The organism is Parapedobacter composti, from assembly GCF_900112315.1.
Lineage (GTDB): Bacteria > Bacteroidota > Bacteroidia > Sphingobacteriales > Sphingobacteriaceae > Parapedobacter > Parapedobacter composti.
The window spans coordinates 76,749-99,011 of the sequence record NZ_FOLL01000003.1 but is presented as its reverse complement, the minus strand read 5'-3'; the positions used below and the strand labels follow the sequence as shown (position 1 = coordinate 99,011).

Here is a 22,263-nt window from a genome sequence, read left to right as displayed (position 1 = left end):
TAAAAGAAACATGTTTAAAAAATATAATATCATCGTTGTAGGGGGAGGGCATGCAGGTTGCGAAGCGGCTGCGGCTGCGGCCAATTTGGGCTCTTCCGTCTTACTGGTTACCATGAACATGGGCACCATTGCTCAGATGAGTTGCAACCCTGCCATGGGGGGTGTTGCCAAAGGCCAGATTGTGCGGGAAATTGACGCCATGGGGGGTTATTCGGGCATCATCGCGGACAAGACCACCATCCAATTCCGCATGCTCAACCGTTCCAAAGGACCGGCAATGTGGAGTCCACGTACGCAGAACGACCGTATGCGCTTCGCCGAGGAATGGCGTCTGCAATTGGAGGCGCTGCCCAATGTAGACATGTGGCAAGACACCGTAAGGGAAATCATCGTCAAAAACGGCCGCGCCGCCGGCGTGGTAACCTCGCTTGGAATGTCCATCGAAAGCGACGCGGTAGTGCTTACCAACGGTACTTTTCTTAACGGAATTATCCATATCGGCGAAAAACGGTTCGGAGGCGGACGGACGGGGGAGAAGGCTGCCACAGGCCTCACCGAGCAACTCATTACCCTTGGATTTGAAGCGGGCCGCATGAAAACGGGTACGCCGCCGAGGGTGGATGGCCGGTCGCTCGACTACAGCAAAATGGAGGAACAATGGGGTGATAGCGAACGGGGGCGTTTCTCCTTTACCGATGTGCCGTTACCTACGGAACAACGGTGCTGCTGGATTACCTATACCAACGAACAGGTGCATGAAACGTTGAAAGAAGGCTTTGAGAAATCGCCGATGTTCACCGGTCGCATAAAAGGGCTGGGGCCCCGTTACTGTCCTTCCATAGAAGACAAAATCAACCGCTTTGCCGAACGGGACAGGCATCAGATATTCGTTGAACCCGAAGGATGGAAAACCGTGGAAATCTATGTGAACGGTTTTTCGACGTCCCTACCGGAAGACGTACAGCAGCGTGCACTCCGCCAAATACCCGGATTCGAGAATGCGAAGATGTACCGTCCGGGATACGCTATCGAGTATGATTATTTCCCGCCGATGCAGCTGGATCTAACGCTGGAGACACACCGCATCAAGCACCTCTTTTTTGCCGGGCAAATCAATGGGACAACCGGTTATGAAGAAGCGGCAAGCCAGGGACTCATCGCGGGTATAAATGCCCACCAGCGGATTAATGATGGACATGAACTTATCCTTAAACGATCCGAATCGTATATCGGTGTACTTATTGACGACTTGGTTACCAAGGGTACGGAAGAGCCCTACCGGATGTTCACATCCCGCGCAGAACACCGCCTCTTGCTAAGGCAGGATAACGCGGACGCCCGGCTTACACCCATCGCGCATAAGCTGGGGCTGGTATCCGACGAACGGCTCGACCGGGTGAAACAGAAGGTGGAAGCGGCTGATAAACTGGTGGCATATATGCGCGACAATGCCATCGGACCGGATACGTTGAATCCAATTCTTCATCGAGTGCAATCCAGTCCGGTTACACAGAAAACCCGGCTGTTCCAGATCCTCACCCGGCCGCAGGTAGGCATCTATGACCTGGCTATGGCTGATACTGCCTTAGCCGATTTGATTAACCGGTCTGACAGGGAGGTTGTTGAACAGGCGGAAATCAAGGTAAAATACGATAGCTACTTTGAAAAGGAAATGGAAATCGTAAACAAGATGCGTAAAATGGAAGACCAGGAAATCAATCCGGATTTTGACTACACTGCTTTGGTATCGTTGTCAAAAGAAGCCCGTGAAAAGCTAATCAAGGTTAAACCCCGCACGTTAGGCCAGGCGTCACGTATTTCGGGTGTTTCGCCCTCAGATATATCGGTTTTAATGATACATATGGGCTAATTAATTGTGTTTCAAACAATTAAATATTTTAAACATCGACTTCAATATATTAGCTGTAACACACTTTCTCGCTCAACGCCGATGCAAGACTCGTCCAAAACAAAAAATCGCTTAAATCGCTTAAAAATAGCCTTAAATACAAAATGGCTGTTTTTGCTGACCTTTGCTGTTCTTTTTTCGCTCAGTTGGCAGTGTGCGAGCATACAACGGCCCACGGGAGGACCGAAAGATAGCATCCCGCCGAAAGTACTGAAGGAAACTCCGCCAAACCTGACGCGCAATTTCGATGCGGAAAAAATTGTCATCGAATTCGACGAGTACATCAAGCTGAAAGATCAGTTTAAAGAAATCAGCGTATCCCCGGATACGGAGCAACCTGTCAATCCACGGGTAAGACGCAAGACCATTGAAATTACCGTGCCGGATTCATTGGAAGAGAACACAACATATACCATCAATTTCGGAAAAGCCATCGGCGATTTCAATGAAGGGAATCCTCTTATCAATTACAGCTATGTGTTCTCCACGGGCGACATCATCGATTCGCTCACGGTATCGGGCAGCGTAATCAATGCGTTGACCAAACTGCCTGAAAAGGACATCACCGTTATGCTTATCCCCACCCGCCAGGATTCCATCTTCGGCAAACGGAAAGCCAATATCTTTACCCGCACGGATACCGCCGGAACTTTTATGCTGAGAAACCTCCGCGAAGACGTTTACCGTATCTACGCACTTAAAGAAGAAAATAACGATCGCATCTATAATTCACCTACCGAATCCATCGGATTTCTTAACGACTCCATCGTGCTGAACAAAGATACCTCGGGTATCCTTCTTGAAACATTTGTGGGTATCCCCAGGGAATTCCGGTTGATGGACAGAAAAATTGAACCGAACGGAAAACTAATCCTGGCATTCAACAAGCCGTTGGATCGCCCGGGAATTACCATCACCCACCCGGCCGCGCTCGATGAAGACAAAATAGTGGAATATACCGCCACCAGGGATTCTGCAACCGTCTGGCTGAACAACCTCACGTTCGACTCGCTCAAGGTTTCTATTTTAAACGCCGATACCCTGCTGGATTCGGTAACCCTGCGCCGGGGTAGAAACGACAAATACGACCGCGATTTCAATATCGCCGATAACCTGACCGGCAATAAGGTTACCCGTGTAAACCACCTCCAACTGACCGCCGGATCACCGGTACAATCCATCGACCGGTCTAAAATCGTGCTGATGGAAGATTCCGTTCCCCGCACCAATTACCAGCTGGCAAAAGACACGTCCGCCAACCGCCGCTATGTACTTCGTTACAACTGGCGCCCTAAGCGGGATTACCAGCTCACCATCGAAGAAGGTGCATTTTCCGGATACTTTGGCGACAAAAACAAAGAGCTATCGAAAACCTTCACGATGGACGATGCGGCCAACTTTGGCGACATCATACTGAAAGTTAACCTTCCGGATACTTCCCACCAATACCTTGTACAGCTTATCAATGAAAAAATGGACGTGGTGCATCGAAGTGTTCCGATAACCGCGTCGCAAAGCATTCCTTTCCGGCAATTTCCAGGAGGAAAGTACACGCTAAGGGTAGTCTACGATACAAATAATAACGGAAAATGGGATACGGGAGATGTCTATGAAAAACGGCAGCCCGAACGGATCTGGTATATTGGCAAAACCTTTATGATCCGGGCCAACTGGGAGCAGGAAGAGACTGTCAATGTGCCGGAATAACCTCAGTCAAACCATCCGGAATACATGACATAGCGGTCGGGAAGCTCATCGAGCAGCCGGCGTTGCTCGGCGGTAATCGGCTTGATTTTTCGCGCAGGAACACCTGCATAAAGGTGGCCGCTCTCACACACCGTATTTTCCAGCACGACGGCTCCCGCGGCAATGATTACATACTCCTCTACAACGGCGTGATCCATCACGATGGCTCCCATGCCTACCAGTACCCTGTCTTTCAGCGTACACCCGTGCACCAATGCGTTGTGACCGATATTCACATAACTGCCTATCCGGGTCGCCGCGGTCTGGTAAGTACAGTGCACCACCGCACCGTCCTGAATATTGGTATACCTGCCTATTCTAATGCTGTTTACATCACCGCGGAGCACGGCGTTGAACCAAACCGAACTGTGATCGCCGATTTCCACATCTCCTGCCAGTGTAGCGTTCGCTGCAAGGAAACAGTTATCACCTACTATGGGAGATATACCTTTTACGGGAAGAATCAATGCCATACTTTGTCTGTTAACATCAAAATGGGTTAGAAAACGGTATCCACCAACTTGTCCGACCGCTCCGGATAGTCAGTGGTATAATGCAATCCGCGGCTTTCCTTGCGGGCCATGGCCGATTTGATAACCAAATAAGCCACCTGGATGACGTTCCGCAATTCGCAGAGCTTTACGGACAGCCGGGTATTCTTATAAAATGCTTCCGTCTCGTCATACAGCAGGCCCAACCGGCGCATTGCGCGCTCCAGCCGGAAATCGGACCGTACAATGCCAACATAGTCGCTCATGACCTTCTGTGTCTCCCGCAGGTTATGTGTTACCAGGATATCTTCGTTGGAAAGCACCGTATCAGAGTCATCCCAGTCCGGTATATCCGCCGGTAACACTGTCTGGCCAACTTGCCTCACCGCATCCTCATAAATCCGGTGCGCAAATACCGTTGCCTCCAGCAAAGAGTTGGATGCCAATCGGTTAGCACCGTGAAGCCCGGTAGAAGCACATTCTCCGCAGGCATAAAGGTTACGAATAGACGACCGTCCGTGGGCATCCACCAATATCCCGCCGCAAAGGTAATGCGCCGCAGGAGTTACCGGTATGTAGTCGCGCGCCATATCAATGCCGATGGACAAGCACTTGGCGTAAATATTCGGAAAGTGTTTCAACAATTCGCTTTTACTACGATGCCTAATGTCAAGAAACACAAAATCATCGCCCGACTTTTTCATCTCCGCATCGATGGCCCTGGCCACGATATCCCGCGGAGCGAGGGAACCCCGATGGTCGTACTCCTCCATAAATGCCTCCCCATTCCGTCTGCGCAATACGCCTCCAAAGCCCCTGACCGCTTCCGATATCAGGAATGCCGGATACTCACCGGGGTTATACAACGCTGTGGGATGGAATTGGATAAACTCCATGTTTCTCACTTTCCCCTTCGCCCGGTAAACCATGGCGATGCCATCACCCGTGGCGATTACAGGATTTGTGGTGCTTGAATAAATATGCCCTGCTCCGCCCGAAGCCATAACGGTAACCTTACTCAACACCTTTTCCACACGATTATCCACGGTATTCAACACGTATACACCGTAGCAAGTAATGTCTGGCGTGCTTTTATCCACAAACTCCCCAAGGTGATGCTGAGTGATCAGGTCAACCGCGAAATAATGCGTAAATAGCGTTATATTCGGGTTTTCGTGTACCTTTTTTAACAATGCACGCTCTATTTCAAACCCTGTAATATCCTTATAATGAAGTACACGGTGTTCGGAATGGCCGCCCTCCTTGGCCAGATCATACATACCGTTGGTTGTTTTATCGAAATGTGTGCCCCAATCAATGATTTCCTGGATGCGCGAAGGCCCTTCCCGAACGACGTTTTCCACAATATTCACATCGCAAAGCCCGTCGCCAGCTACCAGTGTATCAGCAATATGCTTCTCAAAGGAATCTGATTTATCCACAACCACGGCCACACCACCCTGCGCGTATTTAGTGTTGGATTCATCCTCGTTGGCTTTCGTGATAATCATCACTTTACCGTGTTCCGCGGCTTTTAACGCAAAACTTAGTCCGGCGATACCCGAGCCGATGACTAAAAAATCAACATCATGCATCATCTAAACACTTGCTGAATACAACCGGCTACCACCCATGTGCCTAACCCTGTGAATAACGTGTAAACTACCGTTGAATAAAAATTAAAAATAGGTTCAAACGCGGCCTACGATTAATTTATACACAACAACGGGGCGAAAAATCCCCATAAAAACCTCACAATATTAACAAATATCATCCAATAAATACTATACACCCCGCTATGGAAAACATATTCCGGATAAATTGAAGCGACTGTAAACCAGGGTAAACCGATTAAATTAATGTTAATAATCTGTTAAAAAAAACTCTTATCCAGATATCCAAACAAAAGCGGACGCATTTTTTTCACAATACCAACACGCTAACAAACAATAAGACTTCTTTTTATAAAAAAAAGATTATTACTTATTGCCGGGGTGGAACCGTGGAAATCAAATCAAATTCTTTAGTTACCTTTGTATAATCTTGAAACGAATGAACACATACCTGACTGAACTGAACGACAAAGGATACATCGATGAGCCGATAGATCCGCAGTTGGATTTAGTTGCGGAAATCCAGCGGCTCAAGAAAGAAAAAAATGCGGTGCTGCTGGCGCACTACTACCAGGAAGCGGAGATACAGGATATTGCCGACTATATCGGCGACAGCCTGGGCCTTTCACAGCAGGCGGCCAGGACGGAAGCAGATGTGATAGTCTTTGCCGGGGTGCATTTCATGGCTGAGACGGCCAAAATCCTTTCACCGGAAAAGAAAGTACTGCTGCCCGACCTGAAGGCGGGCTGTTCGCTTTCAGACAGCTGTCCGCCCCACCTGTTCGCGAAGTTCAAGGAACAATATCCGAATCATACCGTCATCACCTACGTCAACTGTACGGCAGAGCTGAAAGCGTTGAGCGACATCGTATGCACATCCAGCAACGCTGTCCAGATAGTGGAAAGTTTGCCTGCCGACGAAAAAATCATTTTCGGGCCCGACAAAAACCTGGGAGATTACGTGCGGAGGAAGACAGGGCGTGACCTGGTGCTTTGGAACGGGGCCTGCATGGTGCATGAAATTTTCTCACAGGAGCGCATAGACCAGCTAAGGCGGGAACATCCTCAGGCGAAATTCATCGCACACCCTGAATGCGAACGGGAGATCCTTGATCAGGCCGATTATATCGGTTCCACTTCGGGATTGCTGAAATACACCAAGGAAAATCCCGCGGATACATTTATCGTGGCCACGGAAAGCGGCATTATTCACCAGATGCAGCTGGCAAGTCCGCATAAAACGTTCATACCCGCGCCGCCGAACAATGCTTGCGCGTGCAACGACTGCCCCTATATGAAGCTCAATACCCTGGAGAAAGTATACAACTGCATGCGGTTTGATCTGCCCGAGGTGGATCTACCGGCAGACGTCATAGCCCGCGCCAGGAAGCCGATTGAACGGATGCTTGAAATTTCGGAGCGATTGGGTTTGTAACTTGAACAACGGATAACAGAACAGGAGGAATGGCGTATGTTTGATAACCCGGAGAGGACGAACCTTGAACAATTGGGTGAGTTCGGATTGATAGACCATATCACCAAAGCGGTGGAACTGAAGGAACCATCCACCGTGAAAGGGATTGGCGATGATGCGGCAGTATTGGATTTTTCCGGTAAGAAGATGCTGGTTTCTACAGACCTGTTGCTGGAGGGCATCCATTTCGATTTGCGCTACGTGCCGCTCAAGCATTTAGGCTATAAGGCGGTTCAGGTAAATCTGAGTGACATCTATGCGATGAACGGCATCGCATCACAGATTACTTTTTCCATTGGTCTATCCAGCAAATTTCCGCTGGAGGCCGTAGAAGAAATCTATGCCGGGGCATTGCTGGCTTGCCAAAAGTATGGCGTTGACCTCGTGGGCGGAGACACGTCTGCATCGGTGCAGGGATTGGTTATCAGCGTTACCAGTATCGGCCATGCCGACGGTGAGGCTGTTGTGTACCGCAGTGGCGCACAGGTGGGCGATCTGATATGTGTTTCAGGCGATTTGGGCGGTGCTTATGTGGGACTCCAACTGCTGGAACGTGAAAAGCGCATATTTCTGGAAAACCCGAATATCCAGCCCGACCTGGAAGGGAAAGATTATATCGTGGAGCGGCAACTGAAGCCGGAAGCCCGAAAAGACGTGGTGGAACTGCTTGCCCGGTTGGGCATCAAACCCACGGCCATGATAGATATATCGGACGGCCTGGCATCGGAAATCCTGCATATCTGCAGAGCTTCGGGCAAGGGGTGCAAGCTTTATGAAGATAAAATCCCCATCGATCCAATGACGTACGAAACGGCAAGGGAGTTTGGCATAGATCCTACGGTCTGCGCCCTCAATGGCGGTGAGGACTACGAATTGCTGTTCACCATCCGGCAGGCAGATTACGAACAGGTGAAAGGCCAGCCCGATATCAGCGTTATCGGCCATGTCACCGATGCTGACGGCGGCTATGAGCTTATCTCGAAATCAGGCAATGTGCATCCCATCACCGCGCAGGGATGGAATGCATTCACAAGCCGTTAATTTAGTTCAGGAACCCCCTCAGCACATAGTGCAGGATGCCGCCGTGGCGGTAATATTCTATTTCTATGGCCGAATCCAGACGGGCTTTGCATTGAAAGGTGACGGTTTCGCCATTCTTTCTGGTGGCCACCACGTCCAGCAGCTTATAAGGAGTAAGGTTTTCAGCGATACCCGTGATGGTGAACGTTTCCGTACCGTCCAGGCCCAGGCTTTCCGCATTTTGGCCTTCCGGAAATTCAAGCGGCATAACGCCCATACCCACCAGATTGCTCCGGTGAATACGCTCAAAACTTTCCGCGATTACCGCCTTTACACCCAGCAGGTTGGTGCCCTTTGCCGCCCAGTCGCGCGAGGAGCCGCTGCCGTACTCCTTGCCGGCGAGGATAACAAGGGGCGTATGCGCTTTGGCGTATTCCATGGCCGCATCGTATACCGATAGCGTTTCGCCCGTGGGGAAATAAGTGGTATATCCTCCTTCTTTGTCTGTGATTCTATTCCGGATACGCACATTGGCAAACGTGCCGCGCATCATCACTTCATGGTTCCCGCGGCGCGAGCCGTAGGAATTAAAGTCTTTCGATTCAACCCCTTTGGACATCAGGTATTGCCCTGCCGCCGAATCAGCTTTGAAGGAACCGGCAGGGGAGATATGGTCGGTCGTTACCGAATCACCCAGGTAAAGCAATACCCGGGCATCATGGATATCCTCCGTGGGCAGCGGTTCCGGAGAGATGTTTTTGAAGAACGGCGCTTCCTGAACATAGGTAGACTGTTCGTTCCACACGAAATTTTTTCCTTCGGGTGCCACCAGCTGTTTCCAGTCGTCTCCTCCATCAAAAATCACATCATAAACATTCTTAAAATCTTCGACGCGAAGGCACTCGTTGATGGTTTCTACAATTTCTTCCTGGGTAGGCCAGATATCCCGCAAGTATACCGGACTGCCGTTGGGGTCGTAGCCCACCGGTTCTTCCAGCAGGTTGATATCCACGCGTCCCACAAGGGCATAAACCACGACGAGCATGGGTGACATCAGGAAATTCATCCGCACCTGCGGATGTACACGCGCCTCAAAATTCCGGTTTCCGGAAAGCACAGAGGCAACCACCAGTTCTCCCTTGTCTACCGCTTCGGCAATATGGGGCGGTAGCGGGCCGCTGTTGCCGATGCATGACGTACAGCCATAACCCACGGTATGGAACCGCAGCGCTTCCAGATCTTCCAGCAGGTTGGCGCGGTGCAGGTATTCCGTAACCACCTTGGAACCTGGCGCCAGGCTGGTTTTCACCCAAGATTTAGTGCGTAATCCACGGGCAACCGCCTTGCGCGCCACAAGACCGGCGCCTACCATAACAGCCGGGTTGGAAGTGTTGGTACAACTGGTAATGGCAGCAATTACAATGCTGCCATCGCTGAGCACGTATTCCTGATTTTTGATTTTAATCCGTACGGAGTGGAGTTCTTCGGTTTCCACGGCGATTTCTTTGGCCACACTGCGTTCTTCAAACGTAAATGCGCTACCGGAGCCGCCTTCCGAAAGCCACGCTTGCTCGTGCCTGTCCTTCACGGGCACATAACTGCGTTGGTATTCCTTTTCCATCAGGTAACTGAACTGTGAAGGCAGATCCTTCACCAGAATTTTATCCTGGGGCCGCTTCGGGCCGGACACGGTGGGTTCCAGCGTATCCAGGTCAAGCTCCAGCACATGGGTATATTCAATTTCTTCCTTACCCGTGCGCCACAGCAGGTTATTCTTGCAGTAATCCTCGACCATCGCAATATGCGATTCAGCGCGGTTGGTTCGCCGCATGTAGTCGAGCGTTTGGTCATCTATGGGAAAATAGGTGATGGTGCAGCCGAATTCTGGCGACATGTTGGAGATGGTAGCGCGGTCGGTCACACTCAGGTGGTCCAGTCCATCCCCGAATACCTCCACGAATTTACCTACCACACCGTAGTCACGCAGCAGTTTGGTGATGGTAAGCACCATATCCGTGGCTGTGCATCCCGGGGGAATCTTTCCGGTTAATTTCAAGCCGATTACCTGCGGGCAGGTGAAATAGATGGGTTGGCCCAGCATAGCCGCTTCCGCCTCGATGCCGCCAACACCCCAGCCCACCACGCCGATACCGTTGACCATCGGGGTATGTGAGTCTGTGCCTACCAGCGTATCAGGAAATATCCAACCGTCGCGGGAAATAACCCCTTTGGCTAAGTACTCCAGGTTTACCTGATGGCAGATGCCCATGCCCGGCGGCACCACCGTGAAATTGTCAAGGGCCTGTTGGCCCCATTTGAGTAGTTCATAACGCTCTGCATTCCGTTCGTATTCCAGATTGACGTTGCTCTGATAGGCATAGTTTGTGCCGAAATAATCCACCTGTACGGAGTGGTCGATAACCAGATCGACGGGAATGGCTGGATTGATTTTGCTGCCGTCGCCACCCTTGCGGATTACTTCCGCGCGAATGGAAGCCATATCTACCACGGCAGGTACACCGGTAAAATCTTGCATGAGCACGCGGGCAGGTTTAAAAGGGACCTCCCTATCGGTGCCAGCTGGATTCCAGTTGACCAACGTATCCATGTGCTCATCGGTAATGGCGAAGTTATCATGATTTCGCATCACATTTTCCAGTAGGATGCGGATGGAAAACGGAAGCCTGCTTATCCGTTTACCTTCATTTTCCAATTTTCTCAAGGAAGCGATCTGATGTTGCATAGTTGTCAGCATTTAGTAGCCAGATAAAGTTAAAACAAATCCATCATCCACAGAAAACCTTTCCAAAGTAAAAAAAGTAATAAAAAGGTCAAAATAAAAAAGGTGCCTTATAATAATACTCCTGAAATAAGATAATGTTTTTCCGATTGTCCTTGAAAAAAGAAATCAACCGCGCTGTCCATTTCATTTCCGGACACAGCTGTACGGCAATTAATTTATTAATTTTTTGACTGGTTTACAAATAATTATCCATACCTTTGAGTTTTATTATATTTTTAATTTCTATTACAATGGCAGAAGGAGTAGTTAAATTCTTCAACGAAACCAAAGGTTTTGGTTTTATCGTTCCCAATTCCGGTGAGCGTGACATTTTTGTTCATTCATCGGGCCTTATCGACAAAATCCGGGAGAACGACAACGTTTCTTACGAGGTTGAGCAAGGCAGAAAAGGTCTAAATGCGGTAAATGTTAGGGTTATCTAAGGATACCTGAAAATTATATTTATTGTATTGCGTAGCCGGCTATCTTTTGATGGCCGGCTTTTTTCGTGGTAAAAAAAGGGTGATGTAACAAGCGCCCTTATTTTTTATAATGGAATGTAGTGCACGACTACGGCGCAGTTTGATATCGATATTTTGCAAGTCATCCATAAATATTCCTATTGGGTTAAAAAGATGAGTAGATTATAATATGCCCTTTATTTGTGATATGCTTACAGTCCTGTATTTCAAATGGACAGAAGAAATCAAGCGGATCTGAAAGATAATATTGCCGCCGAGATGTGAATATACAAACCTGGCTTCGTCCTTGGGAATTGGAATAGAGAGTACTTTTTAGAAAGCCGGATGAAGGAAGAATTTCATGGTACTGTCGATTCCATTTATAGGCAGACACGTAATCATAATATAATGACATTAAAAGCGGAGTCTTGGATATTCGAAGTTGAAGGGGAATGGGAAAATAAATTTCAAGTCGGCGATTCCGTTTCGAAGCATAAAGGTAGTTTCTTAGTCGAACATTACCGTAACGGTAGGTTGCTGGAAGTGGGTGTATACGGTTATCCGACCAGCTTGTCAATTGCTTCGGCGAGCTTACGGTCCTTTTCGGTTACCGTGTTGCCCGCATCGTGCGTGCTTAACCAAATTTCGACCTTGTTCCAGGAATTGGACCATGTGGGGTGGTGGTTTTGTTTTTCTGCCAACAGCGCTACCTTGACCATAAAACCAAACGCTTCGGCGAAATCAGCGAAGGTAAAAGAGCGGTAGAGGGTGTTATCTTTTTTCTGCCACATTGTATAGGGATTTGATTAGTGGTGAAACAAGCGGGCAGCAATTTTGTTTGGCAAAACCGGCTTTATTCCATGACCGCTTCGAGCACTTCATGCGATTTGATCTCGCCCATGCCGTCGATATGCAGGCGGTAAAAGTCAATGATTTTACCGATCAGGAAACGGCGATCGGCCAAGGGTATTTGCAACGTGGCGAGGTTTTCTACGGAAGAAGCCATCAACGCGGCCAATTGCGTGGTATGGGGATGCTGCAATACCAGCGCATGGGCCGGCAGCCGATCGCAGAAGACCCCATCTTTCAGGTCAAAGAAGGCCTGTCCTGCTCTGGCGGCCGCCGGTCCGAACCCCAGGTAGCGAGAAAGTTTGAGGAGAAAAAACAAATGAAAATCCGGAGGCATGCTGGCGGTGGAGTCCAGCCAGGAAATGGCATTGAATAGGAAATTGAACAACGGCTCATCGGCGGATTGCTGGCGGAGGCTTTTGTAGAGCATCTCATTAAGGAACAGCACGACGGAGCTTTTCATGATATCGTAGGGGATGGTCTGGAAATGGGGTTGCTGCCGCGCTTCGGCGATGCGTTGCAAGGAGGCGTGTTCGCGGTGGTATACCACCATATCCAGTAAGTGCAGGGGCTGAAGAAGGGTTATCCCGATTTTGGCCTTCGGTTTGCGCGCACCGTTAACGATAAAGGATTGCAACCCGAACTTTTCGGTGAAGATCTGAGCTACGACACTGCTTTCGGAATATGGGGTTACCTTGAGTACAACACCCCGGGTTTTGTGCAACATGATGATAACCTACAGGGCAAAAATAGACCAAAATTTCGGAATAAATATTATTCCGCCAACCAACAGGGAGAATGCGGCAGCAACCAGTACCGCCGCCGCGGCGGTATCCTTTGCCTTTCGGGCCAGCGGATGGTAGGTTGGCGATACCATATCCACCAATGCTTCCATGGCGGTATTCAATAACTCTGAAAGGAATACAAGCGCAATGGATAACGAAATCCATAGCCACTCGTACATTGATAACTCCAGCCATACGCCCAGCGCCACCGACAGCGCGGCGGCAGCGAGGTGGATTTTGACATTGCGTTCGCTGAGATAGGCTGCCTGCAACCCCCGGAAGGCATGGGCAAATGGATTAGATGGGCGCTTTTTCATTGGTTTTGCCGCCCCTTACGCTCTTCCAGCAGGCTTTGGCGTTCGATTTTCCGGATAAAACTGTAAAATACGGTTAAAAAGCCCAAGCCGAAGAAGACCACGCCAACGACCATAAACCATTTGTATACGCCGGCCTCCAAGTCCATGAAATAGTATCCCAAGGCACACAGCGCCAGCCCTGCCATGGTATACAGTAATCCTCTGCGCAAGTATTTATTCATAGTGGTAATCTTAAGAATAAAGACAATCAAACAAAGATAAGGTTTCGTTATGGATGCAGATATCTCAGGAATGCTTATCTTTAGCATTTATTTAAACGTCATGCCCAATCTGACTTTACGTGATATGGCCAAGGCATTGGGTTTGTCCGTCTCCACCGTCTCCAAAGCGCTACGCGACAGTTACGAGATAGGTGCCGAGACGAAGAAACGCGTATTGGATTATGCGCAGGCAAACCATTATTTCCCGAACAGGATGGCTAAGAGCCTCAAGGAAGGCAAAAGCGGCTCGGTAGGGGTTGTTATCTGCTCGATCGATAATAATTTCGTGTCCCGTATGCTGGATGGCATTGACAGTGCCTGTACCAAGGCGGGCTATGATTTGATTATCATGCAGAGCAAGGAGTCTTTGAGTCAGGAAAAATCATGCATAAGACAGCTGGAAGCCCGGGGCGTGGAAGGAGTGCTTATTTCGCCATCGTCCGAAACCGTGGATTTTGCGCACCTGTCTGACGTCAGGGCCATGGGCATGCCCGTCGTGTTATTCGACCGTATCGGTGATCGGTTCGGTTCGTATCAGGTGGGCATAGACAACCGCGATGGGGCATTCCGGGCTACCCAGCACCTGATAGCCAACGGGTATAAGCGCATAGCTATGCTGAATATCGGCCCGGGCATCCATTTCGCCATGCAGCGCAGCCGCGGTTATGCCGACGCGCTGGAGGAACACGGAATCCCTTACCGGGATGAATATGTACATGTGTGCGGACCATTAGCCGGGGAGGCGCTGAAAGGAGCTGTAACGGATGCCATCCGCTCCCTGCTGGCGTTGCCGGAACCGCCGGATGCGCTTTTTACGGCGACGGACCAGCTTTCTACGTTTAGCCTGCGGGCGCTCCATGAGCGGGGCTGCCGCATACCGGAGGATATGGCACTAATAGGATTCTGCAATACCGAATTGGCGCCGATACTCACCCCGCCGCTCTCTACGGTTTATCAACCGGCGTTTGAAATCGGCCGTATAGCGGCAGAGAAACTCATCGGCTTGATTACGGGAAAGGAGCACCCCGACCATTATGAAACGGTGATGTTACCTATACGGCTGGATGTGCGGGAGTCTAGCCGCCGGAAGGCTTCAGCATCCGCATGATGCGGTCGCAAATATCCGCAGCGACTTCCGTTTTTGATTTGAGGGTGAAGGTCTCCGCCTGATTCTGGCGGTCGATAATCGTTATTTTATTGGTATCGCCCGCAAATCCGGCGCCTTCGTCGCGCATGGAGTTGAGGACGATGAAATCCAAGTTTTTCTGCTGGAGCTTGGCTCGGGCATGGGATTGTTCGTCATGTGTTTCCAGGGCAAAGCCGATGAGCAGCTGCCCCGCGCGTTTGCGTGATCCGAGGGTTGCCAGGATATCCTTGGTTTTCACGAGTTCCAAGGTAAGGCCATCGCCGGTTTTCTTGATTTTGCGGTCAGCCACGGCGTTGGGAGTATAGTCAGCCACGGCAGCACTCATCACCGTGATGTCTGAATGGTCGAAATATGCCAGGCAGGCATCCAGCATTTCAGCGGCCGAAGTGACTCCTACGAAGTGAACACCATGGGGTGCATCCAGGTTCGTGGGGCCGCTTACCAGCGTTACGTCGGCGCCCAACCGGTGGAGCTGCGCAGCGAGGGCATAGCCCATCTTGCCGCTGGAATGGTTACCGATATACCTCACCGGGTCAATGGCTTCCCACGTGGGACCGGCTGTGACGAGCGCTTTCTTGCCCGACAGGGGAAGGTCCGCGGAAAAAAAGGATGTCAGCGCCTGGAGGATGTCGTCCGGCTCGGCCAGCCGGCCTTCGCCGCTCAGGCCACTTGCCAGTTCGCCCGTTCCCGGAGGGATGATGCGGTTGCCGAAGGATTGCAGTTGTTTGATATTGGACTGCGTGCTTCCATGGGCCCACATGTCTAGATCCATCGCGGGAGCGATGAAGACAGGACTTTTGGCCGACAGGTATATGGCACATAGCAGGTTGTCGCACAGGCCATGTGCAAATTTGGCCAACGTATTGGCGCTTGCCGGGGCGACTACGATGGCGTCGGCACCGAGCGCGAGGTGCACATGGTTGTTCCATGTGCCTGTAGCGGTGTCGAAATAATCGACCAATACGGGGTTTCCCGATAGGGTGGAAAGCGTAAGTGGTGTGATGAAATGCGTGGCATCGGGCGTCATGACTACCTGTACCCGGGCTCCTGCTTTCACCAGCAAGCGCGTCAGGTAGGCCGACTTATAGGCGGCGATGCCGCCGCAGACGCCCAGCAGGATATGCTTCCCACGGATGGCCACTACTCATTATCATTTTCCCTGGCCGGATTCCTGAAATAAACCTTGTCGTTCAGGAACTCGTCAATGGCCACCAGTGAAGGTTTGGGCAGCCGCTCGTAATGCTTTGAAATTTCAATCTGTTCCCGGTTTTCGAACACCTCTTCCAGGTTGTCATTTGTGGTAGCGAACTCGGCCAGCTTGGCGTTCAGTTCCTCTTTCATGTCCACAGCGATCTGGTTGGCCCGTTTGCTGATGATCACGATGGATTCATAGATATTGTCCGTTTTGCCGTCCAACTCCCGGAGATCACGGGTTACCGTGCTATTGGGAACGGTTTTGCTTATCTGTATACTCATAGTTGCTGCGAATTACGTGTTATTGTTGTATTGTGGTTTTATCCGATGATTCTTCTTCTCTCGCTTGTGCAGTTGCCATTCTGCTCACTTCGTCCATGTATTTTTTTGCTTCGGTGATGCCCTTTTCGGCATCCCGCTTCAATTGATCGGCGTCTTTACGGAATTTGCTCTCGGGATAAGCCGTCACAAAGTTATTATACATGTCGATCATTTCGTCGAAGCGTTCCTCCTGCCTGTGTGGCCGGCTTTGGTTGGCATAAAGGTATTGGGCCTTGATGCTCAGGAATTCCATTTCTTCGGCATATTTGGTGTCCGGAAACTCCCGAAGCACGTTGTCAAAAGCAATGACGGCAGCGCGGTAATCGTCTTGCAACCCCATGTCGAGGTAGAGCTTGGCATTGTTGAAGGCCTTGGTCTCCAGCTTATCGCGAAGTTGCTGGATAAGGCCCGCCGCTTCTTCTGCCCGTTCGCTGTTGGGATACAGGTTGATAAACAATTGCAGCGCTTCGATGGCCCGGTACGTATAGTCTTGATCTAAGCCTACCTTGGGTGATTCAAGGAAATAACAATAGGCGCCCATGTAGCGGCATTCTTCTGCCCGTGCGCTGTTGGGATAAATATCTGTAAATTGCTTGAAATGATACCGTGCCGACGTGTAGTCGCGCAGGTAGTAGTTGGTATAGGCGGTATAGTAATAGAGGTCTTCCGCTTCTGCCTGCCCGCGGTAGCGGTTGGTCAGGTCTTCAAATAGTATCAGGGCTTTGCTGTATTTTTTGCTGTTGTAAAGCTTGATGGCCTCTTGATATTTCTGCGCGACGTTGTTGCTGGCACGTAGCTTCTCGAACTTGCTTTTGCACCCCGCAACCACCACCACTAAAAACATCCCGGCAGCCCATGCCACTATTCGCCTATTTATAAACATTTTGCAAAGATAAGTGAATTTAAAATACCTGTCAATTAAATTTTTAGGGGCAAGATAGGGTGAAAATGTGCAAAGGGCAAACGGTTTAACAGAGTTTAACAGATATTTACGTTCTTTGTCTGATGCTAACGCTTCCTGATGATGAAAAGCACATTTTTTAGCAGACTTGCCTGCGGATCGGCCCTGTTTTTTTTATGCCACCTGACCCCCTTGGCGGCGCAGACCCTGGCGCCTGATGAATTTCTCGGCTATGCGTTGGGCGAGCGGTTTACGCCGCACCACCGGTTGGTGAGTTATGTAGCGCATGTGGCTTCGACGAACGGCAACGTGGAGATGGTGCCTTACGGTACTACCTATGAACAGCGCCCGCTTCTTGTTGCGGTTGTTTCTTCACCGGAAAACATGGCTAACCTTGAAAACATCCGGCGGGATAACCTGCGGCGTGCTGGCCTGGAACCGGGGGATCCCACTACACGCATTCCTATTATCTGGCTAAGTTATAATGTACACGGCAATGAGGCAGTGTCTTCGGAGGTTGCCCTGAAGACCCTTTGGGAGCTGGTGAATCCGGCGAATGCCACTGCCCGGAAATGGCTGGAAAATACGGTAGTGATCATTGACCCCTGCCTCAATCCTGATGGACATGAGCGCTATGTCAGCTGGTATACTCAGAAGGCTAATAAGCGGATGCAGCCTGATCCGCAATCGGCTGAACACGCCGAGCCCTGGCCGGGTGGGCGGCCTAACCATTACCTGTTTGACCTTAACCGTGACTGGGCGTGGCAGGTGCAGCAGGAGTCGCGGGCGCGCGTTAATCTTTACCACCGATGGATGCCACAGGTGCATGTGGATTTCCATGAGCAGGGTGTGGATGCCCCGTACTATTTTGCTCCAGCAGCCGAACCTGTACATGCGCTGGTTTCGGATTTCCAGCGTGAATTCCAGGAAGTGGTGGGGCGGAACAACGCACGCTACTTCGATGAGCAGGCTTGGCTATATTTCACCCGGGAAGTGTTTGATCTGTTTTATCCCAGCTATGGCGATAGCTGGCCTATGTTCAATGGCGCTATCGGGATGACCTACGAGCAGGGTGGCTCCGGCCGGGCGGGGTTGGGTATATTGACCGCCCTGGGCGATACGCTGACACTGGCCGATAGGATACGGCACCACTATACTTCGGGGATGGCCACCATTGAAACCGTGGCGGGCCATGCCGATCGGTTGCTGGATGAATTCACCCGGTATTTCGGTGAGGGCGGTGCTCACCCCGGGGGAAAGTACCGGTCATTTGTGGTTAAACCCGGGGCGAGTCCGGAACGGCTGTCGGCGCTTAAGCGCCTGCTTGACCGTAACGGTATCCGTTATGGCCAAGCAGGGGGGAACCACACCAAGCAAAGGGGGTTCGACTATTTTACGGGCAAGGCTGCCGCATTCACGCTGGAGGAGGGCGACCTGATTGTTAGCACTTACCAGCCCAAAGGAGTGCTGGCGCAGGCGCTGTTCGAGCCCAACCCGGCACTTTCCGACAGCCTGACCTACGATATAACCAGCTGGGCGCTGCCTTATACCTACGGGCTGCAGGCGTATGCGCTGGAAACCCGGCTGGAAGCCGATGCGGTGCCCGATACGGTATTCCGGCAACTACCGGTTACAGCGAATCCTGTGGCCTATATTGTTCCGTGGACGTCGGTGCAGCACGCGCGGTTTCTGGCGGCGTTGCTTAATGCCGGTATCCGCGTGCGTTTTGCCGGACGCCCGTTTTCGGTAAGTGGACGGACTTACCCGGCAGGGTCGCTGATCATCGGCCGCGCGGGTAACGAGCAGGGCGACTTTCACGGCAGGGTGGCGGCGCTGGCCGGTGCGCATGAGGTGCCGTTGGAGCCGGTGACTACCGGCTTTGTGGATAGCGGCAAGGATTTCGGTTCTGCCGAGGTGAGGGCTATCCGCGCACCGGAGATTGCGCTCATTGGTGGAAATGGCACAGCCTCCCTCCATGTGGGTGAGGTGTGGCACTTTTTGGAGCAGGAGCTTGACTATCCGCTGTCGGTATTGGAGCCGGACATGGTGGCGTCAGCAGACCTCAGCAGGTATACCGTCATCATTCTTCCGCCGGGCAACTACCGGAATTGGGGCGAAGAAACGTTGGCCAAGCTGAGCGCGTGGGTAGCCGCCGGAGGCAAGCTGATTGTCATTGAAGGGGCTGTGGAATACCTTTCGGGGAAAAGCGGATTCGGCGTGTCGCCATACCTGACCCAGACGGAGAAACAGGCAGCGGAGAAGGCGCAGGAGGTAGAAAAGGCCGCGGAACGTACAATAGATTTCAAAAGCAGGGAACGTGCGAGGATATCAGACGCGGTGTTGGGTGCCGTATTTGAAGTGCGTATGGACGCATCGTACCCACTGGGATTTGGCACGGGCGGTACGTATTACACACTCAAAAATAGCGGACAGCGCTTTGCTTATCTCAAGGACGGCATCAACGCCGGTATTATCCCTGACATGAGCTACCACCGGTCGGGGTTCGTGGGGGCAAAGGCCAAAGAGCGCCTGGCATCATCGCTGGTTTTCGGTGTGGAGCACCGGGGCCGGGGGCAGGTGGTTTACTTGGTAGACAACCCCTTATTCCGCGGATTTTGGGAATACGGGAAGCTGGTGATGAGCAACGCGTTGTTTATGGTGGGGCAGTGACATGGCTGGAACGAACCGAATCAGTCGTTCGCCGCGGTGATGCTGGCTTATTTGCGAAAAAATCCGTAACTTTACACCTTGAATAATCATAGTAGGTTATGAATATACAGGAAAGAGTAGAACAGGCTTTGGATTCGATCCGGCCGTATCTCGAAACAGATGGGGGCAATGTGCGTATCGATGAGATTACGGCAGACAATGTGGTGAGGCTGAAGCTTTTGGGGTCCTGTGCTTCATGCGCGATGAGCATCATGACGTTTAAGGCAGGGCTGGAACAGGCTATCAAAAAGGCTGTTCCGGAGATTACGGCGGTGGAGGCCATCAATATCACGGATATGGATGATCCCAACGCGACTATGCCTCCACCGAGGATTTAACATTATTTAACTGGCGGCTAAACTTCCGAACACGTAGTTTTGTTGAATTGGATATGAGGATATTCCGCTACATATTGATACTTTGCTTTGCTGCAGGAGCGGTTGCGCCTGCTGTTGCCCAAGAGCGGAAGCTGGTACAGTTCAGCGGGGTGATCCATAATGCGGATACCAACGTGGTGGTGCCCTATGTGACGGTGAAGAATGAATCGTTCAAGGGACAAACATATACCGCCAATCATCAGGGATACTTTTCATTCGTCGCCCATGAAGGCGACACCATCTCATTCAGCTCCGTGGGCTATCTTTCGACCCAATTGGTTATCCCCCGTGTGAGTGAAGACAAATACACGGCGATGATAAAGATGAAAGCCGAGATTAAGGAGCTTCCTTTGGTAACCCCTTATCCGTGGGCCAGCATCGATGAATTCAATCTTGCCTTCATGTCGCTCGAAATAGCGGATGACGATATCGTGGTTGCCAGGAAAAACCTGTCGCCGGAATCACTGGCTGCATTGGCGGCGGTGACGCCCCGGAGTGCCTCGGAAATCCAATCTTTTGACGCGACTCAACGCCATATCGGACTGACGAACAAGGCCGTAAACCAACGTATGGCCAACCCCTTGCTAAGCCCCTTTGCATGGGGTAATCTTATCCGCCAAATCACAGAAGGAAATAAGAGCCGGAACCGCAGCAACCAATAGTGGTTAACGCCGGCGACCTTATCACGACAGCCTCACGGTCTGCTTGACACTAAGACGGGAAGCCATAGACGAAATAAGTGCGGAAATAATGAATACCGTGAGGAAAACCAGGATGAAATCGCCGACGCGGATATCCACGGGATAGATGTCGGTTATCATATTCTCCTGCTGGCCGAAGCGGATCCACCCAAACGCCTGCTGGGAGAGGCAGAACAACAGGCCGAGAATCAAGCCGGCCACACACCCCATCAGGGAAATAAGTAAGCCTTCGTAGAAAAAAATGCGGCGGATTAGCCGGTTTCCGGCACCGAGCCCCATCAATACGGAAATGTCTTTCTTTTTGTCGATAACAAGCATAGTGAGCGACCCCACGATGTTGAAGATGGCAATGATTCCCGTAAAAGCAATGATGAAGAATACAGCCCATTTTTCCGTGCGGACGATCTTATACAGCGAGGGGTTTTGCTGCTCGCGGTTTTTAACGACAAAAGAACTACCCAGCTGTGCCTGGAGTTCACGCTGTACGTTTGACACGGCGTTTCCGGGCGTTAGATCGATTTCTACGGCGGACACCTCTTCATACTCGCTGAGAACATCGCGCGCAAAATCCATCGACACGATGAGAAAGTCGTCATACTCCTGCTGGTATTCCAGCACACCTGCGGGGCGGATGGTCCGCATAATAAATTCTTCTGCTGGATTAAGGCTGTTTACCACTCCTTTTCGGGGTGAAAATACCTCAATGCGGCGAGACTCATCCGGGAGCGACACGCCCAGCATGCCCTGTACCCTGGCGCCGAGCACGGCATAATGTTCGTTGCCTTGCCGCAGCACAAAGCGCCCGTCTTGAAGCAGGGAATCCATCGGGCGCTGCCCGTTCTCTCCGCCGGTGGTACCCTTGATGGTGGCAATGTGCTGTGCTTCGCCATAGCGCAGCAACACCCGCTCTTGCAACACCTCCCGGTAGGTGCTTACCCCCGGATGGTTCCTCAGGGCCGCGGTGAGGGTGGAGTCCATAACGAAACTCTTGCCCTGCCGGGGTTCTACCCGCAGTTCGGGAGCGAAGGTGCTGTAAAGGGAAAAAATAAGGTTTTCCAGCCCATTATAGAATGAAAGGATAACGATGAGCGATGCGCTGCTTACCAGAACGCCCACCACGCTGATGCCTGAGATGATGTTGATGGCGTTGACCGTCTTTTTGGAGAACAGGTAGCGTTTGGCGAAATACAGCGCGATGTTCATGCG

The 22,263-nt window shown here is 51.1% G+C and carries 20 protein-coding genes; 9 read left to right on the top strand and 11 right to left on the bottom strand.

Annotated elements, in window-relative coordinates:
- Nucleotides 1-10: 10 nt before the first annotated feature.
- Entirely contained in the window at nt 11-1,870 is a 1,860-nt protein-coding gene (gene mnmG, locus BM030_RS05180) for a tRNA uridine-5-carboxymethylaminomethyl(34) synthesis enzyme MnmG (protein WP_090971873.1), read from the top strand.
- Between the two features lie 153 nt (nt 1,871-2,023).
- Complete coding sequence (locus tag BM030_RS05175; protein WP_244518695.1) at nt 2,024-3,616, top strand: Ig-like domain-containing domain; 1,593 nt, start codon at nt 2,024-2,026, stop codon at nt 3,614-3,616.
- A 2-nt stretch (nt 3,617-3,618) separates the two neighbouring features.
- Here BM030_RS05175 and BM030_RS05170 read toward each other — a convergent pair whose 3' ends face one another.
- Both BM030_RS05170 and nadB read right to left on the bottom strand, forming a co-directional pair.
- Nucleotides 3,619-4,128, bottom strand: a complete 510-nt coding sequence (locus tag BM030_RS05170; RefSeq protein WP_090971869.1) for a gamma carbonic anhydrase family protein — start codon at nt 4,126-4,128, stop codon at nt 3,619-3,621.
- A 26-nt stretch (nt 4,129-4,154) separates the two neighbouring features.
- Complete coding sequence (gene nadB / locus BM030_RS05165) at nt 4,155-5,741, bottom strand: L-aspartate oxidase (RefSeq protein ID WP_090972221.1); 1,587 nt, start codon at nt 5,739-5,741, stop codon at nt 4,155-4,157.
- Between the two features lie 457 nt (nt 5,742-6,198).
- On the opposite strand from nadB, the gene nadA reads away from it, so the two are divergent.
- Both nadA and thiL read left to right on the top strand, forming a co-directional pair.
- Nucleotides 6,199-7,194, top strand: coding sequence for a quinolinate synthase NadA (gene nadA / locus BM030_RS05160; protein ID WP_090971867.1), 996 nt, complete (start codon nt 6,199-6,201; stop codon nt 7,192-7,194).
- A gap of 36 nt (nt 7,195-7,230) precedes the next feature.
- On the top strand, nt 7,231-8,274 hold the full coding sequence (thiL, locus tag BM030_RS05155) for a thiamine-phosphate kinase (RefSeq protein ID WP_090971865.1): 1,044 nt from the start codon (nt 7,231-7,233) through the stop codon (nt 8,272-8,274).
- A gap of 1 nt (nt 8,275) precedes the next feature.
- Here the strand turns inward: thiL and acnA are convergent, their stop codons facing one another.
- Nucleotides 8,276-10,996, bottom strand: coding sequence for an aconitate hydratase AcnA (gene acnA, locus BM030_RS05150; protein ID WP_090971863.1), 2,721 nt, complete (start codon nt 10,994-10,996; stop codon nt 8,276-8,278).
- A gap of 290 nt (nt 10,997-11,286) precedes the next feature.
- Between acnA and BM030_RS05145 the strand changes: the two genes are divergently transcribed.
- The gene (locus BM030_RS05145; protein ID WP_090971861.1) at nt 11,287-11,478 is read left to right on the top strand and encodes a cold-shock protein; all 192 of its coding nucleotides are present in this window, start codon (nt 11,287-11,289) and stop codon (nt 11,476-11,478) included.
- Between the two features lie 575 nt (nt 11,479-12,053).
- Here the strand turns inward: BM030_RS05145 and BM030_RS05140 are convergent.
- The 4 genes from BM030_RS05140 to BM030_RS05125 form a co-directional block, all read right to left on the bottom strand.
- Complete coding sequence (locus BM030_RS05140; RefSeq protein WP_090971859.1) at nt 12,054-12,287, bottom strand: 4a-hydroxytetrahydrobiopterin dehydratase; 234 nt, start codon at nt 12,285-12,287, stop codon at nt 12,054-12,056.
- A gap of 62 nt (nt 12,288-12,349) precedes the next feature.
- Entirely contained in the window at nt 12,350-13,072 is a 723-nt protein-coding gene (recO, locus tag BM030_RS05135; RefSeq protein ID WP_090971857.1) for a DNA repair protein RecO, read from the bottom strand.
- A 9-nt stretch (nt 13,073-13,081) separates the two neighbouring features.
- Entirely contained in the window at nt 13,082-13,447 is a 366-nt protein-coding gene (locus tag BM030_RS05130; protein WP_090971855.1) for a diacylglycerol kinase family protein, read from the bottom strand.
- Nucleotides 13,444-13,668, bottom strand: coding sequence for a hypothetical protein (locus tag BM030_RS05125; protein WP_090971853.1), 225 nt, complete (start codon nt 13,666-13,668; stop codon nt 13,444-13,446). The genes BM030_RS05130 and BM030_RS05125 overlap by 4 nt, the downstream gene beginning before the upstream one ends.
- A gap of 100 nt (nt 13,669-13,768) precedes the next feature.
- Between BM030_RS05125 and BM030_RS05120 the strand changes: the two genes are divergently transcribed.
- Nucleotides 13,769-14,815: a LacI family DNA-binding transcriptional regulator gene (locus BM030_RS05120; protein ID WP_244518693.1), complete on the top strand. Its 1,047-nt coding sequence runs from the start codon at nt 13,769-13,771 to the stop codon at nt 14,813-14,815.
- On the opposite strand, the gene coaBC is transcribed toward BM030_RS05120, so the two are convergent.
- From coaBC to BM030_RS05105, 3 genes are read right to left on the bottom strand one after another with little or no spacing between them, the layout of a single operon-like run.
- Nucleotides 14,784-15,995 (bottom strand): bifunctional phosphopantothenoylcysteine decarboxylase/phosphopantothenate--cysteine ligase CoaBC, encoded by a 1,212-nt coding sequence (gene coaBC / locus BM030_RS05115; RefSeq protein WP_090971851.1) that lies wholly within the window; start codon nt 15,993-15,995, stop codon nt 14,784-14,786. The genes BM030_RS05120 and coaBC overlap by 32 nt on opposite strands.
- A complete protein-coding gene (locus BM030_RS05110) occupies nt 15,995-16,330 on the bottom strand; it encodes a DNA-directed RNA polymerase subunit omega (RefSeq protein ID WP_090971848.1) in 336 nt (111 codons plus the stop codon). The genes coaBC and BM030_RS05110 overlap by 1 nt, the downstream gene beginning before the upstream one ends.
- A gap of 19 nt (nt 16,331-16,349) precedes the next feature.
- Complete coding sequence (locus tag BM030_RS05105) at nt 16,350-17,252, bottom strand: outer membrane protein assembly factor BamD (protein WP_090971846.1); 903 nt, start codon at nt 17,250-17,252, stop codon at nt 16,350-16,352.
- A gap of 138 nt (nt 17,253-17,390) precedes the next feature.
- Between BM030_RS05105 and BM030_RS05100 the strand changes: the two genes are divergently transcribed.
- The 3 genes from BM030_RS05100 (at nt 17,391) to BM030_RS05090 (ending at nt 21,018) form a co-directional block, all read left to right on the top strand.
- Nucleotides 17,391-19,940, top strand: coding sequence for a M14 family metallopeptidase (locus BM030_RS05100; RefSeq protein WP_211657534.1), 2,550 nt, complete (start codon nt 17,391-17,393; stop codon nt 19,938-19,940).
- Between the two features lie 98 nt (nt 19,941-20,038).
- Nucleotides 20,039-20,317: a NifU family protein gene (locus BM030_RS05095; protein WP_090971844.1), complete on the top strand. Its 279-nt coding sequence runs from the start codon at nt 20,039-20,041 to the stop codon at nt 20,315-20,317.
- Between the two features lie 53 nt (nt 20,318-20,370).
- On the top strand, nt 20,371-21,018 hold the full coding sequence (locus BM030_RS05090) for a peptidase associated/transthyretin-like domain-containing protein (RefSeq protein ID WP_090971842.1): 648 nt from the start codon (nt 20,371-20,373) through the stop codon (nt 21,016-21,018).
- A 21-nt stretch (nt 21,019-21,039) separates the two neighbouring features.
- Here the strand turns inward: BM030_RS05090 and BM030_RS05085 are convergent, their stop codons facing one another.
- Nucleotides 21,040-22,260 carry an ABC transporter permease gene (locus BM030_RS05085; RefSeq protein WP_090971840.1) on the bottom strand — a complete coding sequence of 407 codons (1,221 nt, stop codon included), beginning with the start codon at nt 22,258-22,260 and terminating at the stop codon, nt 21,040-21,042.
- Between the last annotated feature and the right edge of the window lie 3 nt (nt 22,261-22,263).

Coding starts and splice junctions, on each gene's coding strand:
- nadB (WP_090972221.1), bottom strand. CDS start 5,741: ATGCATGATGTTGATTTTTTAGTCATCGGCTCGGGTATCGCCGGACTA.
- BM030_RS05085 (WP_090971840.1), bottom strand. CDS start 22,260: ATGAACATCGCGCTGTATTTCGCCAAACGCTACCTGTTCTCCAAAAAG.
- acnA (WP_090971863.1), bottom strand. CDS start 10,996: ATGCAACATCAGATCGCTTCCTTGAGAAAATTGGAAAATGAAGGTAAA.
- BM030_RS05105 (WP_090971846.1), bottom strand. CDS start 17,252: ATGTTTATAAATAGGCGAATAGTGGCATGGGCTGCCGGGATGTTTTTA.
- BM030_RS05140 (WP_090971859.1), bottom strand. CDS start 12,287: ATGTGGCAGAAAAAAGATAACACCCTCTACCGCTCTTTTACCTTCGCT.
- BM030_RS05130 (WP_090971855.1), bottom strand. CDS start 13,447: ATGAAAAAGCGCCCATCTAATCCATTTGCCCATGCCTTCCGGGGGTTG.
- thiL (WP_090971865.1), top strand. CDS start 7,231: ATGTTTGATAACCCGGAGAGGACGAACCTTGAACAATTGGGTGAGTTC.
- BM030_RS05145 (WP_090971861.1), top strand. CDS start 11,287: ATGGCAGAAGGAGTAGTTAAATTCTTCAACGAAACCAAAGGTTTTGGT.
- nadA (WP_090971867.1), top strand. CDS start 6,199: ATGAACACATACCTGACTGAACTGAACGACAAAGGATACATCGATGAG.
- BM030_RS05095 (WP_090971844.1), top strand. CDS start 20,039: ATGAATATACAGGAAAGAGTAGAACAGGCTTTGGATTCGATCCGGCCG.
- BM030_RS05125 (WP_090971853.1), bottom strand. CDS start 13,668: ATGAATAAATACTTGCGCAGAGGATTACTGTATACCATGGCAGGGCTG.
- BM030_RS05110 (WP_090971848.1), bottom strand. CDS start 16,330: ATGAGTATACAGATAAGCAAAACCGTTCCCAATAGCACGGTAACCCGT.
- BM030_RS05090 (WP_090971842.1), top strand. CDS start 20,371: ATGAGGATATTCCGCTACATATTGATACTTTGCTTTGCTGCAGGAGCG.
- BM030_RS05170 (WP_090971869.1), bottom strand. CDS start 4,128: ATGGCATTGATTCTTCCCGTAAAAGGTATATCTCCCATAGTAGGTGAT.
- recO (WP_090971857.1), bottom strand. CDS start 13,072: ATGTTGCACAAAACCCGGGGTGTTGTACTCAAGGTAACCCCATATTCC.
- BM030_RS05120 (WP_244518693.1), top strand. CDS start 13,769: ATGCCCAATCTGACTTTACGTGATATGGCCAAGGCATTGGGTTTGTCC.
- mnmG (WP_090971873.1), top strand. CDS start 11: ATGTTTAAAAAATATAATATCATCGTTGTAGGGGGAGGGCATGCAGGT.
- BM030_RS05100 (WP_211657534.1), top strand. CDS start 17,391: ATGATGAAAAGCACATTTTTTAGCAGACTTGCCTGCGGATCGGCCCTG.